This window comes from Sphingobium sp. TomTYG73 (genome assembly GCF_055394245.1).
Genome location: NZ_AP027339.1, coordinates 612550 through 626207 on the forward strand (window position 1 = coordinate 612550; position 13658 = coordinate 626207).

A 13658-nucleotide genomic window follows, 5' to 3' on the forward strand; every position below is an offset into this window, starting at 1 on the left:
CCTTCAGAAGAGCCGATGAGAAGACATAAAAAAGGGCGGCGGGATCGCTCCCGCCGCCCTTTTTAAAAGGTTTCGAAATCAGTTCATGTTGGCCGAAACTTTATTGAAGGTGTTACCCAGCTTGCCGCCGAGGCTGGTCATTGCGCCGATGGCGGCGACAGCGATCAGAGCTGCGATCAGGCCATACTCGATGGCGGTTGCACCCTTTTCATTCTTCAGCATCTTGCGAACGAACTTCATGTGAAGTCTCCTTGACTAGAAAAAATCCCGTTTAACTACCCGGCCGCCCCGCTTGAAATAGGTCAGCTATGGACGGTTTATGGGAGTTAGGTTGACAAAGATTTAATGGCGCGAAGGAAGTGTTAGATATTGATGGTTAATGCGCGAGAACCTCTGTGGAGACGTTGTTCCACATGTTTGTAGTTTTGGTCGCGACATTCGATATCGCCGCGAGTGCGGCAAGGCAGACCAGAGCCAGGATCAGCCCATATTCGACTGCGGTTGCTCCCCGTTGACACTGCAACAACCTCGATCGGGATAGGCGTTTGATCAACCCGCGCATTGCATCACCCGTTTATTGCAGACAGTCCCGTTTAGCCTTGTAAAAGAACCAGAGTTAACAAACCCCTTTGCTGGACGAATATGACGACAATTCATCCCCTGTTGGTAGTGGCTGCAGCACTTGTCGATGCCGATGGCCGGGTGCTGCTTCAGCAACGCCCGCCTGGTAAGGCGATGGCGGGGCTGTGGGAATTTCCTGGGGGCAAGTTGGAGGAAAGCGAAACCCCGGAGGCTGCACTTGTCCGAGAGTTAGAAGAAGAACTCGGCATCCGCACGCACACAAGTTGCCTTGCGCCCGCAGCTTTCGCCAGTGAGGCGCTAGGAGACCGGCACTTGTTGCTTCTGCTCTATGTTTGCCGAAAATGGGAGGGCCTGCCCGAGGCGCGGCATGCCACGGAACTTAAATGGGTCAGGCCCAACCAGATGTATGCGCTGGATATGCCGCCGGCGGACCTGCCGTTGATTGGGCTGCTCGATTCGCTGATTTGAAACTGGGCGGGCTGCCGGGGCGACCTCGCCCGCCGAATCACTCTTCCCTGGCTTTGCTCTGCAGCTGAATGTAGTTCTGAATGCCCATGCGTTCGATCATTTCGAACTGGGTTTCCAGCGTATCGACATGCTCTTCCTCGCTTTCGAGGATCGACTGGAACAGGTCGCGGCTGACATAATCGCGCACTGTCTCGCAATGGGCGATGGCGTCCTTCAGAACGGGAAGTGCTTCATATTCCAGCTCAAGATCGGCCTTCAGCACTTCTTCGACCGTTTCGCCGATTTTCAGGCGGCCAAGCAGCTGGAAATTGGGCAAGCCGTCGAGGAAGAGGATGCGTTCCGCCACCTTGTCGGCATGCTTCATCTCATCGATCGACTCTTCATATTCGAATTTGGCGAGCTTCTCGATGCCCCAATGATCGAGCATACGGTAATGCAGGAAATATTGATTGATCGCGGTCAGCTCGTTCTTGAGGACCTCGTTGAGATAGTCGATGACTTTTGAGTCACCCTTCATGGCGCTGTCCTCGGGCTATTGGAATGAAGCCGTAACTATAGGGCCATCGCGGGGCTTTGTTAACCGGAAAGCCGCAGAAAAGGGGGATTTTGCAAGCCGCTATTGCGTCGAGTTCGCGGCAAAAAGAGGGACGTCCGCTGCGGATGTCACGCAATCGGATCAGGCGGTAGCGCGTTCGGCAGCTATCAGCGTGCGGGCGAAAGGTACGCATTGGCCGCATTTGGGCCGACGGCCGAGGCGAGCATAAGCGCTGCAAGGGGTATCGGCGCCGCTCCGCACGGCTTCCTTCAGATCCTTTTCGCGAATGGCATTGCAGACACAGACGACCATGAGGCTCTCCCTGAGTCGGGAAATATCTCAAATGATAATGGGTCGCAATAGAAGATTAGATGCTGTTGCGAATCTTTTGCGATTTACCGCGCGCCAAACTTCTCCACAGCCATTCCAAGGGTCCTATGGCGAATCGAGATAGCCACGCTGTCGACCAAACAAGCATGAACAGCCATCCACACAGCACCACCAGCGGCAGTTCCAAAGGCCGGAGATGCGAAAATAGCCCTAGGCCCCATCCATAGAAGACAGCGCACATGATGAGACTGGTGCCGAGATAATTGCTGAGAGCGAGGCGCCCCGTGCGCGCGACGGCCATCGTCATGCGGCTCTGGCGATGTCGCGTGAATATCCAAAGGATCAGTGCTGCCCAGCCGGCTGCAAGCGGGATGCGAAAGGGAAATGACCAGGCAAGCGACACACCTATGGACGGAACGACAGGGAAGTTTTGCCAGAGCAGCCAGCCTGCTAGCGCCGCCATGGGTGGCAATCCGACCAGGAAACAATGGCGGGCAGTGCGCCAATATTGCTCCGCTTCCCATCGTCCGGTCAGGAAGCCGCCCTTAAGCATCGCCATGCCCATGAGCATGAACCCAAGAGTGTCGAATGCGCTCATGAAGAAGGTCCACCACCAATCGTGGACGAAAAGGTGTAAATGATGCGTCAGAATGGCTGCGAAGCTGCCGCGATAGGTGACGATCTCCTGCCGGATGGCAGGGTCATCGGGGTTGGTGAATGGTCCGATATATTGCGCGAAGCTATCCCGGATGCTGGCGGTCGCGCTTGGTGCGACGGCCGCGTCTGCCCATCCGTGGATGCTGAATATGAACAGCGCGCAGATCAGAAAATGCGCGAGGAAGAACGAGAATGCCCATTTGATGAGCGCCAACGGTTCTTTGCGGACGAACAGCATCGCGATCAGCCCGATCAGGGCATAGTTCATCAATATGTCGCCTGCCCATAGCAGCAGATAGTGGGCAAGGCCGAAGATGAACAACCAAGCCGCCCGAATGATTTGCGCTCGCTGCCCATCACGCCCCTCCATCTCTTCCCGATCAATCAACAACAGCATGGAAGCGCCGAACAATATCGAAAAAAGAGCCCGCATCTTTCCGTCGAAAAACAGGAAGCTGATGAGCCAGAACAGTTTATCGCCGATGGACAGCGGGCCAACAGCGGTCGGATTGAAATAGGCCGTCTGCGGCAGGGCAAAGGCGCTGATGTTCATCCACAATATGCCCATGACGGCGCACCCGCGCAGCACGTCCATAGCGGCAATCCGGGATGAAGGAGGAGACATGCGGCGAGGTTCCTTAAAGACGCTGGCAAAGTCGGCGGGGCTCTGTCATGCGACTAGACATGAACAGCGGCCGTAAGCAACGGATAAGCGAAGCGTTCGGCGCGGCGGTCGGCCATTACGAAGATCATGCCGGTCCCCAGCGCGCGGCGGCGGCGCTGGTCGCCGACCTTGCTGAGCGGCAGAAGCCCAGCGGAGTGGGGCGCATCCTGGAGATTGGTTGCGGCACGGGCCTGCTGACTCGCGATATTCAGCAGCGCTGGCCGAGGGCGGAGCTGCTGGTCACCGACATTTCGCCGGAAATGCTTGCTCGAACGGCTACAGGGGCGTTCGTCGCGGGGACGTTTCTTGCCATGGATGGCGAAGCGCCGCCGTTCGAGGGGGAATGGTTCGACCTCATCCTGTCGAGCCTCGCCTTTCAATGGTTCGATGATCTGGAAGAGGCCCTCGCTCGCCTGGTGGCGTTGTTGAGACCGGGGGGCAGCCTGATCTTTTCTACCATGGGAAAGGAGAGTTTTGGTCAATGGCGAGCAGCTCATCAGGCTTGCGACCTCGTTCCCGGCGTGCCCGACTACCCTTCGCTCGATAAACTGTCGTCAATGCTGCGCCGATATGAGGATGCCTTCGCCTTTGATGAAACTTGTCCGCTCAGCTGCACCGGGGCGCGTGGCCTGATTGCTCATTTGAAGGGCATTGGCGCGGTCGTATCGAGCGAGGGCCGGAAACCGCTTTCGCCGAAAGAACTGAAGAAGGTGATGGCTGCCTTCGATGCCGGAGGCGGCACTGACGCCTATCAGATATTGTTCGGACGGGTGACCCGGCCTGCTTGACATGGCTCCCGCTGGGCAGGAGCCATGTGTGTTGGCACTTACAATTCAGCGTCCATCAGGTTGGGGAAGAAACCCTCGTGCGCAGAGCGCAGGTCGGCGAGACTCAAGCCCGCCACATTGTCGCCGGAGACCGTACCGATCCTGACTGCCCCGGCGATTTCCGTACCCGCCGCCGCTGTTACGACATAGCGGCCCTGATCTTCGCCAAAGGCCGCTGCGGTGTTCAATTCGATGTCGAGCTGCGCGCCCATTCCGCCTGCCAGCGCCATTTCGGCGATGGTAACCAGCAGGCCGCCATCTGAAATATCATGAACGGCACTGACCTTGCCTTGCGCGATCAACGTGCGGACAGCTTCGGCATTGGTTCGTTCGGCGGTCAAGTCTACCTTCGGCGCGTCACCAGCTTCGCGGCCTTGAATTTCCCGCAGCCAAATGGACTGGCCGAGATGTGAGCCTTCGCCGCCGATCAGCCAGATTGCGTCGCCCTCCTGCTTGAAGGCGACGGTCGCCATCACATCGACGTCCTTCAAAAGGCCGATGCCGCCGATGGCGGGGGTGGGCAGGATTGCCGAGCCGCCGCCCGTCGCCTTGGATTCATTGTAGAGGGAGACGTTGCCCGACACGATGGGGAAGTCGAGCGCGCGACAGGCGTCACCCATGCCTTCCAGACAGCCGGTGAGCTGCGCCATGATTTCCGGACGCTGTGGATTGGCGAAATTCAGGCAGTTGGTGACGGCAAGCGGCGTCGCGCCGACGGCCGAGATGTTGCGATAGCATTCGGCGATCGCCTGCTTTCCGCCCTCATAGGGATCGGCATAGCAATAGCGCGGAGTGCAATCGGTGCTGATCGCGATGCCCTTTTGCGAGCCGTGGACGCGCACCACTGCCGCGTCGCCGCCAGGGCGCTGCACCGTGTCGGCGCCGACCATGTGGTCATATTGCTCCCAGATCCAGCGGCGGCTGGCGATGTCTGGTGAGCCCATCAGCTTGACGAGGTCGGCGCCGATGTCCGCGCTTTCAGCGATCTCGCCCAGCGGCTGGACCTTGGCCCACGCCTTATAGTCATCCTTCGGCATCGACGGGCGATCATAGAGCGGCGCATCGTCGGCCAGCGGGGCGAGCGGAATGTCGCACACCGTTTCGCCCTTGTGCACCAGCACCATGCGGCCCGTGTCGGTTACATGGCCGATGACGGCGAAATCGAGTTCCCACTTGCGGAAAATGGCTTCGGCGAAAGCTTCCTTGCCCGGCTGGAGTACCATGAGCATGCGCTCCTGGCTTTCCGAGAGCATCATTTCATAGGCCGTCATGCCGGTTTCCCGCTGCGGCACGTCGTCCATGTTGAGCTGAATGCCGACGCCGCCCTTGGACGCCATTTCGACCGAGGAAGAGGTGAGGCCCGCCGCGCCCATGTCCTGAATCGCGACGATCGCGTCGGACGCCATGAGTTCAAGACATGCTTCGATCAGCAGCTTTTCAGTGAAGGGATCGCCGACCTGCACGGTCGGGCGCTTGGCGTCGGCGTCGTCGCCGAAATCCGCAGAGGCCATGGTCGCGCCATGAATGCCGTCGCGGCCGGTCTTCGATCCCACATAGACGATCGGGTTGCCGATGCCCGAAGCAGCCGAATAGAAGATCTTGTCGGTATCCGCGACGCCCACGGTCATTGCGTTGACCAGGATGTTGCCGTCATAGGCAGGGTGGAAATTCACCTCGCCGCCCACGGTCGGCACACCGACGCAATTGCCGTAGCCGCCTATGCCATGCACCACGCCGCTGATGAGATGCTTCATCTTCGGATGATCGGGGCGGCCAAAGCGCAGCGCGTTCATGTTCGCCACTGGACGCGCGCCCATGGTGAAGACGTCGCGCAGGATACCGCCTACGCCCGTTGCCGCGCCCTGATAGGGTTCGATGTAGGACGGGTGGTTGTGGCTCTCCATCTTGAAGATCGCCGCCTGCCCATCGCCGATGTCGACGACGCCTGCGTTCTCGCCGGGACCGCAAATGACTTGTGGGCCTTCGGTCGGCAGCTTCTTCAGGTGGATGCGGCTCGACTTGTAGGAGCAATGCTCCGACCACATGACCGAGAAGATGCCCAGTTCCGTCAGATTCGGCTCGCGGCCGAGGGCGTTCAGAACGCGGTCATATTCTTCCGGCGAAAGGCCATGTTCGGCGACGATTTCCGGGGTGATCTGAGTGGCTGCGGTCGACATGAGCGCGCCTTTAGCCGGGGAGGGGCGGATAGACAATCCTTGGCCAGCCCAAGTCGGGAAAACATGCTATTTATATGCGTTGGAACACCGATCGGAGGACGGGGCATATGGAATGGATGTTATTGCCGCTGCGCCGCTACGCCCGTTTTTCCGGTCGTGCGCGGCCGAAGGAATATTGGATGTTCATCCTCTTCCTTCTGCTTTGCTTCATCGCGATCGGCATTGTCGAAGGGCTGCTGGGCCTGAGCACCACCGAACATTGGGTACGGCGCGGTCCCTGGTGGTTCGATACCGGCTATCACACGCGGGGAGGGCCGCTCACCGGCCTGTTCGGCCTGGCTATTTTAATCCCTTGGCTCGCCGTGGCGGTGCGGCGGTTGCATGACACGGATCGGAGCGGTTTTTGGCTGCTGATCATTTTCTTTCCGCTGATCGGAAGCCTGGTTCTGCTGGTCTTCTTCATCATGAGCGGGACGCGCGGTCCCAACCGCTTTGGTCCCGACCCCGTCGAGGTTGGTGAACCCGAACTGGTCGGCAGGATAGGGAAATGAAAAAGGCCGGGCTGTTGAGCCCGGCCTGTGAAAGACATGGAAATGTTGATCAGGCTTTGCAGCTAAGCCCGCTTTTGCCCGGAAGGGTGGCGGTGATCTGCTTGCCGCTGCCATCGACCGAATAGCCGCCTTCGGCCGTGAAGGGCTTGCCAGCTTCTGGGGCGACGAGCTTTGTCGGCGCGCCGTTCTTTTCAGTGCGCAGGTTCGCGGTCTTGTCGTCGCTCAGGAAGTCGACGAAAATGAGGCTGTTATCCTTGCAGCGATACTGGCGGCTTACCTTTACCGAAGGGGGCAGTTCGACAGGTGCGGCATTCGCGAGCTGTTGAGCCATCGGATCGGCAGGGCCGCCGACGACTTCGGGTTCATCATTTTTGTTGCAAGCGGAGAGCATGCTGAGAGCAACGGCGGAAATCAGGGGGAGATAATATTTCATAGCGGTCCTTCTATGTGCACTTGCTGGCGCGAGCGTCAACGCAAAACTGCCAAAATCCCTCCAGTCTTGTGCGAGTTTGGATGACGCTTTTATTACAAGCAGGCCCGGAATCGGCCTTGCGGCGTGGTGCAGGCTTGACCCGGCCACCTGCGCTCGCCAATGCATGGGGCATGGCCGAAGACAGCAAGACAGAACCGGGCGATTTGTCCCAATTGTCGTTTGAGGATGCGCTGCGGGCGCTGGAGTCGATCGTTCGCCGGCTGGAAAGCGGTGACGTGCCGCTCGACGAGTCGATCTCGCTCTATGCGCAGGGTGAAGAGCTGCGCAAGCGCTGCCTTGAACGCTTGCAGGCGGCAGAGGCCCGCATCCAGAAATTGACCATCGATCCCAGCGGCGCCGTCACGGGCGCCCAGCCTTTCGGCGCGGATTGAGCGCCGCGGCCATGGAGGGGCTGACCTCCGGTTCAGCGGTGGTGACTGTCCGGGCGGCTGCCGTCGCCGCGGACATTGATCACGCGTTTGAACTGTTGCTGACGGTTCCTGATGATCCGCGTGCGCGCCTCTATGAGGCCATGCGCCATGCGGCCATAGGCGGCGGCAAGAGATTGCGTCCCCTGTTGGTGCAGGCGGCGGGCGAGTTGTTCAACATCTCCCAGGATTCGCTGCTTCGCGTTGGCCTGGCTGTCGAATGCATCCATGTTTACTCGCTGGTGCATGACGATCTACCGGCGATGGATGATGATGACATGCGCCGGGGCAAGCCGACGATCCACAAGGCTTTTGATGAGGCGACGGCGATCCTGGCCGGGGACTGCCTTCATGATCTTGCCTTCGAGATATTGGCGGATGAAGAAACGCATCCGGACCCATTCGTGCGGGTGGAGCTGGTAAAGGCGCTCGCGCTGTCCAGTGGTCCTGCGGGCATGGCGGGTGGGCAGATGATGGATCTAGAGGCGGAAGGCACCAGCTTCGACCTTGTCACCGTAACGCGCCTGCAACAGCTTAAGACCGGGGCGCTCATCGCCTTTTGTGTGGATGCGGCGGCGATCATGGCGCGCATCCCGGCCGAGGCCCGCACCAGCCTGCACGGCTATGCGCGCGACATCGGCCTGGCTTTCCAGATTGCCGACGATCTGTTGGACGTTGAAGGTGACGCCGATCTGGCGGGCAAGGCGCTGGGCAAGGATGCGGCGGCGGGCAAGGAAACCTTCGTGTCCCTGCTGGGTGTGGAGCGCGCGCGTGAGCAGGCGCGCTTGCTGGTTGATCAGGCCAAGGCGCATCTTCATGGTTTCGGCGGGGAGGCCGATCTGCTGCGATCGATCGCAGACTATATCGTGGAAAGGGACCGGTAAGGCATGAGCAGGCAGCGGGTGGGGGTCTATCCCGGCACGTTCGACCCGATCACTTTGGGTCACATGGACATTATTCGTCGAGGGGCCAAGCTGGTCGACAAGCTGGTGATCGGCGTGACCACCAACATTTCCAAATCGCCCATGTTCTCCGATGAAGAGCGGCTGGAAATGGTGCGTCGCGAATGCGCCGACGTCGACACGGAGATCGTTGTCACTGGCTTTAATTCATTGCTGATGGATTTCGCCGAATCGCAGGGTGCCAGCGTCATCATCCGTGGCCTGCGCGCCGTTGCCGACTTCGAATATGAATATCAGATGGCGGGGATGAACCAGCAGATTAACCCGCGTGTCGAGACTGTATTTCTCATGGCCGATGTCTCGCTTCAGCCGATCGCATCGCGGCTGGTCAAGGAAATCGCGCTTTACGGCGGTCCGATCCACAAGTTCGTCAGCCCCGCGACATGCCAGCAGGTGGTGGCGCGGGTCGGCGAGATTGGAAAGAAGGGCGACCAATAAGGGCCGCTCAGCCTTCGTTCAGTTGCCAATCGCGAAGAGCGCGTTATCAGAGCAGCTTCGCCACCAGGCTTTAGATATTAGGGAAAGCTCATCCATGCGGTTCAGTTCGGCGTTCAAGACCGTGGCGATCACTATCGCTCTCTATGCGTCGGGCGGCGTGGCGCTGGCCCAGGGTGGCGGAGGCGCTAATGCCGAAGAGGCAAAAAGGGCCGAGGCTGCCGCGCGGGCGGAGCAGAATGCCAAGTCGATGGGACAGGATCCCAGCGCGAAACTACCGCCCGCTTCGGTGCCCGTAGATCCCCAGGATGTCTGGGATCTTGACCTGTCGAGCGGCGGCCGTGTTCGCATCCAGCTGCGTCCGGACATCGCCCCCCAGCATGTCGAACGTATCAAGCAGTTGACGCGGCAGGGCTTTTATAACGGCCTGAAATTTCACCGTGTGATCCCCGGCTTTATGGCGCAAGGCGGCGATCCGAAGAATGACGGAACCGGTGGATCATCGCTTCCCGACTTGCAGGCGGAATTCAACCCGATGCCGCATCTTCGCGGCACCGTTTCGATGGCCCGCGCGCAGGACGAAAACAGCGCCAACAGCCAGTTCTTCATCCTGTTCCTGCCCCGCATGCAGCTCGACAAGAAATATACGGTTTTCGGCCGCGTGATCGAAGGCATGCAATATGTCGATGCCATCACGCCGGGCGAGCCGCCCGTAAACCCGACCACGATCCTGCAGGCATCGATTGAAAGCGACGGCAAGCCGCCGGTCATGGCGCTTCCCACGCCGCCCGCGCCTTCCATTATCGCGCCCGCACCCGCACCGGTGAAGAAAGCGTCATCACAGAAGAAGCGATAAGTCGCACCTGAAGTGGATCATGCCGGTCTCGCATCGGCATGATGGCCGTGCCTTGAGGACAGCGCCCGCATGCGCGTAGATCTTTTCGATTTCGAACTGCCGCCTGAAAGCATCGCGTTAAGGCCCGCGTCGCCACGTGATGCGGCGCGCCTGTTGTTGGTCGATGGCGAAAAGCCTTTCGAAGATCGCACAGTCCGGGATTTGCCCGCCTTGCTGCGCGCCGGTGATGTGCTGGTGTTCAATGATACCAAGGTCATCCCCGCTCAGTTGGAGGGCATGCGGGGGCAGGCGAAGATCGGCGCCACGCTCCACAAGCGCCTTGGCCTGCGGCAATGGCAGGCGTTCCTTCGCAATGCCAAGCGGGTGCGCGAGGGGGACCAGATAGATTTCGGTGCAGGCGTGACCGCGCTGGCGGGCGCGCGCGATGACGATGGCGGGGTGACGCTGACCTTCGAGGGGGATGAGCCTGTCGAGGTGCTATTGGAGCGGGCGGGGCGCATGCCGTTGCCGCCTTATATCGCCAGCAAGCGGCCTACGGACGCCCGCGACCGCAGTGACTATCAGACCATGTTCGCTCGCGAGGACGGGGCGGTGGCGGCTCCGACGGCGGCTTTGCATTTTACGCCCGCGCTGATGGCGGCACTCAGTGAGGCGGGTGTCATGTCGGAAACGCTGACGCTTCATGTAGGGGCGGGTACGTTTCTGCCCGTGAAGGCGGAGGATACCGATGATCACCGGATGCATGCGGAATGGGGCCGGATCGAGCAAGCCGCCGCTGACCGGCTGAATGCTGCGCGCCAAGCTGGTGGTCGCCTTATAGCGGTGGGCACGACCAGCCTGCGCCTGCTTGAGAGTGCCTGCGGGGAAGATGGGGTGATCCGTCCGTTCGCGGACGAGACCCGCATATTCATAACACCGGGCTACCAGTTCCGCGCAGTGGATGGGCTAATGACCAACTTCCATCTGCCGCGATCGACCCTGTTTATGCTGGTAAGTGCCTTGATGGGGCGGGAACGCATGCAGGCGGCTTATGCGCATGCCATAGAAAGCGGATACCGTTTCTATTCCTATGGGGACTCGTCGCTGCTTCTGCCTTAGCTTGGAGATGCTTTAGGATCGTCCTACGAACAGAAAGCCGACCGCCGCCATTATGCACAGGAAGGCGGCCGCGTGGCGCCAATGGAGTGGTTCACCCAAAACCGTCACCATGAAGCCTCCGAAAACGATCAGGGCGATTGCTTCCTGTGCGATCTTCAACTGACCTGGGCTCCAGCCGCTGGCGAACCCAATGCGATTTGCGGGTACGGCGAAACAATATTCGACGAGCGCGATGCCCCAACTGATCAGGATGACCAACAGGATCGGCTTTCCCATCCCGTCCTTCAGATGCCAGTACCAAGCTATGGTCATGAAAAGGTTGGAAATGACCAGCAGCAATATGGTTGGCATGAAAGGGCCTCGTAACGCTTGTAGTTTGCGCTCTGGCATTGCTTGAGGCCCAATGGCAACGGCTTGATCGACTTTATATCATCCTCCCTCCATGCCGGACGCATTGAAGGTGGGATCGGATCACCGCTGCGGGGGAGAGGGCTCGGACAAGCAAAGGGTCCGGACCTCCGCCGGACCCCTTGCCTATTTTTGTATTCGATTAGCGATTGCGTTCCGTATCGCGCGAACTGACGCCGCCAGCGTTCCATCCGCTCTGTTCGCGCCCTTCGCCAAAGAGAGCATTCTGCTCGCGTTCGGTTCGCCAAGCATGGTGCGCTTCATCGGCCGTCTTTTCCAGCGTCACCCTTTGTTCGTCCACCGACCTGATCCAGGACGAAGGTACGGAGTGGTGCACGCCGCTGGCATCCTGATCATTCTTGGTCAGGATGATGCGATCGCCACTTAACCGATCGACCGTACCCACATGAGCGCCGTCGCTTCCGACGACTTCCATATGTTCGCGGACCTGTTGCGCCGCCTGGCGCTGTTCGGTGCGCCGCGTGCGCCAGGTTCCGAACTCACTGTTGAAACGATCGCGATGCTCCCGCTGATATTCAGCATAGTCGCGGTCCAGCTCATTCATCCGCTGTTGTCGCCACGCATAATAGTTGGCGTCATGATGCTCGCCATAATCATGCGTGGGGCCGTAGGCGCGTACGCGATTGCCATGATCCTCGCTGCCATAGCCACTGCGTTCCCCCGTATAGGGCGCATAGCCGCGGTTCGGCAGATATTGGTTGCTGCGTGATGCCGAGGCGAACCCGATGCGGCTGCTTTCATCGCGCGGGTCGCCATAGGGGCGATTATAATATTCGTCATATTCGCGGCGGCGTTCTGCTTCCTCATCGCCGAACCAACTACGGATTTCATCTCCGGCGCGATCGAAAAAGCCGCGCTCTTCCGGATCATACTGTTCTGGTGACCGCCGAGAATCCGGACCGCTGAACTGGCCGCGCGTGCCGTAGCGATAGCTACGATCATCGCGCCAGTCACGCTGTCCGCGATGGCGGTCGGATCCGCGATCCCAGTCGCTGCGAGCCCTGTCATCGTCGCCATAGCGACGTCCGCCTTGATAGCCCATCGTCCTTCTCCTTGGCTGCTGTTGCTACGGCATAAAAGCCGTTGCATCACCAATGAGCAGCAGGGCGCATCGTTCCGGATGTTACGTGCGGGTAACATCGCTCTTCCGCACCGTGCTGCCGATGTTGCGGCAAGTCCCTGCTTTTCCGAAAAAGCCCGTTGCAAGGGAATCTCCGCTCGCTTATAGGCAGCGCTCCTTCGGGGCCGTAGCTCAGCTGGGAGAGCGCGTCGTTCGCAATGACGAGGTCAGGGGTTCGATCCCCCTCGGCTCCACCACCCCTTCAGTGACGGGGTGATCCGGAAGGACTTTACCGCTAGCATTGTACGCGCCTATGGCGGATTTCATGGCATCGACCAAAAGTGAAGGCCGGGCAGCAGCGACAGCTGTAATCGTCCGCGACATGCCCGATGGGCCGCCGCATATTCTGATGATGGAACGCGCTGGGAGCATGGCTTTTGCCGCGGGAGCGCTGGTGTTTCCGGGAGGCGCGGTTGATGAGGCGGATCGGGAATTGGCCCGCGCCGTGGATGCATCCGGCAACGTGGAGGAGACCGCCGCTCGGCTGGCGGCGATCCGTGAAACGCTGGAGGAAAGCGGCCTTGGCATCGGTTTTGGGGTGCGGCCCGATCCGGTGCAATTGTTCGAAATGCGGCGCGCCCTGACGGGAGGCGCAGGTCTTTCGGCGATCATCGAAGCGCATGGGATCAGGCTCGCCCTCGATCAATTGGTGCCATTCAGCCGCTGGCATCCTGCGGATGCGGAAATGGCCGCGCGCATTTATGACACGCATTTCTATTTGGTACGCGCGCCAGAAGGGCAGGTCGCAAGTGCGGATACGACCGAGAATGTCCGGTTGTTCTGGATGAGCGCAAGAGACACGATCGCCCTGTGCGACGCGGGCGGTGGGCGCATCATTTTCCCGACCCGCCGCAATCTTGAGCGATTGGCCCTGTTCGACAGCTTCGCCGCGATGGCGGCCCACGCCGCGTCCTTTCCCGTCGAAAAGATCAGTCCCTGGCTGGAAGAGAGAGGCGGCGTGCGCCATCTCTGCATCCCCGATCATCTCGGTTATCCCGTGACGTCGGAACCGATGGAGCGTGTGCAGCGTGGTTAGGCCATGCGCTGTCTCAGATGGCGCGTTCCCG

18 protein-coding genes and 1 tRNA gene are annotated in these 13658 nt (G+C 59.9%); 10 read left to right on the top strand and 9 right to left on the bottom strand.

Annotated elements, in window-relative coordinates; all coding sequences use genetic code 11:
- Positions 1-78: 78 nt before the first annotated feature.
- Together ACZ5TH_RS03160 and ACZ5TH_RS03165 are read right to left on the bottom strand one after the other, a co-directional pair.
- Complete coding sequence (locus tag ACZ5TH_RS03160; RefSeq protein WP_196224054.1) at positions 79-240, bottom strand: Flp family type IVb pilin; 162 nt, start codon at positions 238-240, stop codon at positions 79-81.
- A 136-nt stretch (positions 241-376) separates the two neighbouring features.
- A complete protein-coding gene (locus ACZ5TH_RS03165; protein ID WP_460987789.1) occupies positions 377-562 on the bottom strand; it encodes a Flp family type IVb pilin in 186 nt (61 codons plus the stop codon).
- Positions 563-642: 80 nt separating this feature from the next.
- Here ACZ5TH_RS03165 and ACZ5TH_RS03170 point away from each other — a divergent pair, with 80 nt between their 5' ends.
- Positions 643-1050, top strand: a complete 408-nt coding sequence (locus ACZ5TH_RS03170) for a (deoxy)nucleoside triphosphate pyrophosphohydrolase (RefSeq protein WP_449471791.1) — start codon at positions 643-645, stop codon at positions 1048-1050.
- A gap of 37 nt (positions 1051-1087) precedes the next feature.
- Here the strand turns inward: ACZ5TH_RS03170 and bfr are convergent, their stop codons facing one another.
- The 3 genes from bfr to ACZ5TH_RS03185 all read right to left on the bottom strand — a co-directional run bounded on the left by bfr (position 1088) and on the right by ACZ5TH_RS03185 (position 3197).
- The gene (gene bfr, locus ACZ5TH_RS03175) at positions 1088-1567 is read right to left on the bottom strand and encodes a bacterioferritin (RefSeq protein ID WP_196224051.1); all 480 of its coding nucleotides are present in this window, start codon (positions 1565-1567) and stop codon (positions 1088-1090) included.
- 159 nt (positions 1568-1726) lie between these two features.
- Positions 1727-1897: a (2Fe-2S)-binding protein gene (locus ACZ5TH_RS03180; protein WP_464794587.1), complete on the bottom strand. Its 171-nt coding sequence runs from the start codon at positions 1895-1897 to the stop codon at positions 1727-1729.
- Positions 1898-1952: 55 nt separating this feature from the next.
- On the bottom strand, positions 1953-3197 hold the full coding sequence (locus ACZ5TH_RS03185) for a DUF418 domain-containing protein (protein ID WP_464794588.1): 1245 nt from the start codon (positions 3195-3197) through the stop codon (positions 1953-1955).
- A 59-nt stretch (positions 3198-3256) separates the two neighbouring features.
- On the opposite strand from ACZ5TH_RS03185, the gene ACZ5TH_RS03190 reads away from it, so the two are divergent.
- Entirely contained in the window at positions 3257-4024 is a 768-nt protein-coding gene (locus ACZ5TH_RS03190; protein ID WP_464794589.1) for a methyltransferase domain-containing protein, read from the top strand.
- Between the two features lie 38 nt (positions 4025-4062).
- Here ACZ5TH_RS03190 and purL read toward each other — a convergent pair whose 3' ends face one another.
- Positions 4063-6240 (bottom strand): phosphoribosylformylglycinamidine synthase subunit PurL, encoded by a 2178-nt coding sequence (gene purL, locus ACZ5TH_RS03195; RefSeq protein WP_464794590.1) that lies wholly within the window; start codon positions 6238-6240, stop codon positions 4063-4065.
- Between the two features lie 107 nt (positions 6241-6347).
- Here purL and ACZ5TH_RS03200 point away from each other — a divergent pair, with 107 nt between their 5' ends.
- Positions 6348-6791, top strand: coding sequence for a DUF805 domain-containing protein (locus tag ACZ5TH_RS03200; RefSeq protein WP_464794591.1), 444 nt, complete (start codon positions 6348-6350; stop codon positions 6789-6791).
- A 49-nt stretch (positions 6792-6840) separates the two neighbouring features.
- Here the strand turns inward: ACZ5TH_RS03200 and ACZ5TH_RS03205 are convergent, their stop codons facing one another.
- Entirely contained in the window at positions 6841-7224 is a 384-nt protein-coding gene (locus tag ACZ5TH_RS03205; RefSeq protein ID WP_460987795.1) for a hypothetical protein, read from the bottom strand.
- 170 nt (positions 7225-7394) lie between these two features.
- Here ACZ5TH_RS03205 and ACZ5TH_RS03210 point away from each other — a divergent pair, with 170 nt between their 5' ends.
- The 5 genes from ACZ5TH_RS03210 (at position 7395) to queA (ending at position 11042) form a co-directional block, all read left to right on the top strand.
- Positions 7395-7655: an exodeoxyribonuclease VII small subunit gene (locus ACZ5TH_RS03210; protein WP_196224044.1), complete on the top strand. Its 261-nt coding sequence runs from the start codon at positions 7395-7397 to the stop codon at positions 7653-7655.
- An 11-nt stretch (positions 7656-7666) separates the two neighbouring features.
- Positions 7667-8575 carry a polyprenyl synthetase family protein gene (locus tag ACZ5TH_RS03215; protein WP_464794592.1) on the top strand — a complete coding sequence of 303 codons (909 nt, stop codon included), beginning with the start codon at positions 7667-7669 and terminating at the stop codon, positions 8573-8575.
- Between the two features lie 3 nt (positions 8576-8578).
- Complete coding sequence (gene coaD / locus ACZ5TH_RS03220) at positions 8579-9091, top strand: pantetheine-phosphate adenylyltransferase (protein ID WP_464794593.1); 513 nt, start codon at positions 8579-8581, stop codon at positions 9089-9091.
- A 94-nt stretch (positions 9092-9185) separates the two neighbouring features.
- Positions 9186-9944 carry a peptidylprolyl isomerase gene (locus tag ACZ5TH_RS03225; protein ID WP_464794594.1) on the top strand — a complete coding sequence of 253 codons (759 nt, stop codon included), beginning with the start codon at positions 9186-9188 and terminating at the stop codon, positions 9942-9944.
- Positions 9945-10013: 69 nt separating this feature from the next.
- Positions 10014-11042, top strand: coding sequence for a tRNA preQ1(34) S-adenosylmethionine ribosyltransferase-isomerase QueA (gene queA / locus ACZ5TH_RS03230; RefSeq protein ID WP_464794595.1), 1029 nt, complete (start codon positions 10014-10016; stop codon positions 11040-11042).
- A 12-nt stretch (positions 11043-11054) separates the two neighbouring features.
- Here queA and ACZ5TH_RS03235 read toward each other — a convergent pair whose 3' ends face one another.
- Both ACZ5TH_RS03235 and ACZ5TH_RS03240 read right to left on the bottom strand, forming a co-directional pair.
- Positions 11055-11393, bottom strand: coding sequence for a DMT family protein (locus ACZ5TH_RS03235; protein ID WP_464794596.1), 339 nt, complete (start codon positions 11391-11393; stop codon positions 11055-11057).
- A 199-nt stretch (positions 11394-11592) separates the two neighbouring features.
- Positions 11593-12513 (bottom strand): DUF2171 domain-containing protein, encoded by a 921-nt coding sequence (locus ACZ5TH_RS03240; RefSeq protein ID WP_449471806.1) that lies wholly within the window; start codon positions 12511-12513, stop codon positions 11593-11595.
- A 199-nt stretch (positions 12514-12712) separates the two neighbouring features.
- On the opposite strand from ACZ5TH_RS03240, the gene ACZ5TH_RS03245 reads away from it, so the two are divergent.
- Positions 12713-12788 (top strand) — tRNA-Ala (locus tag ACZ5TH_RS03245).
- 68 nt (positions 12789-12856) lie between these two features.
- Positions 12857-13627, top strand: a complete 771-nt coding sequence (locus tag ACZ5TH_RS03250; RefSeq protein ID WP_464794597.1) for an NUDIX hydrolase — start codon at positions 12857-12859, stop codon at positions 13625-13627.
- Positions 13628-13658 lie beyond the last annotated feature (31 nt).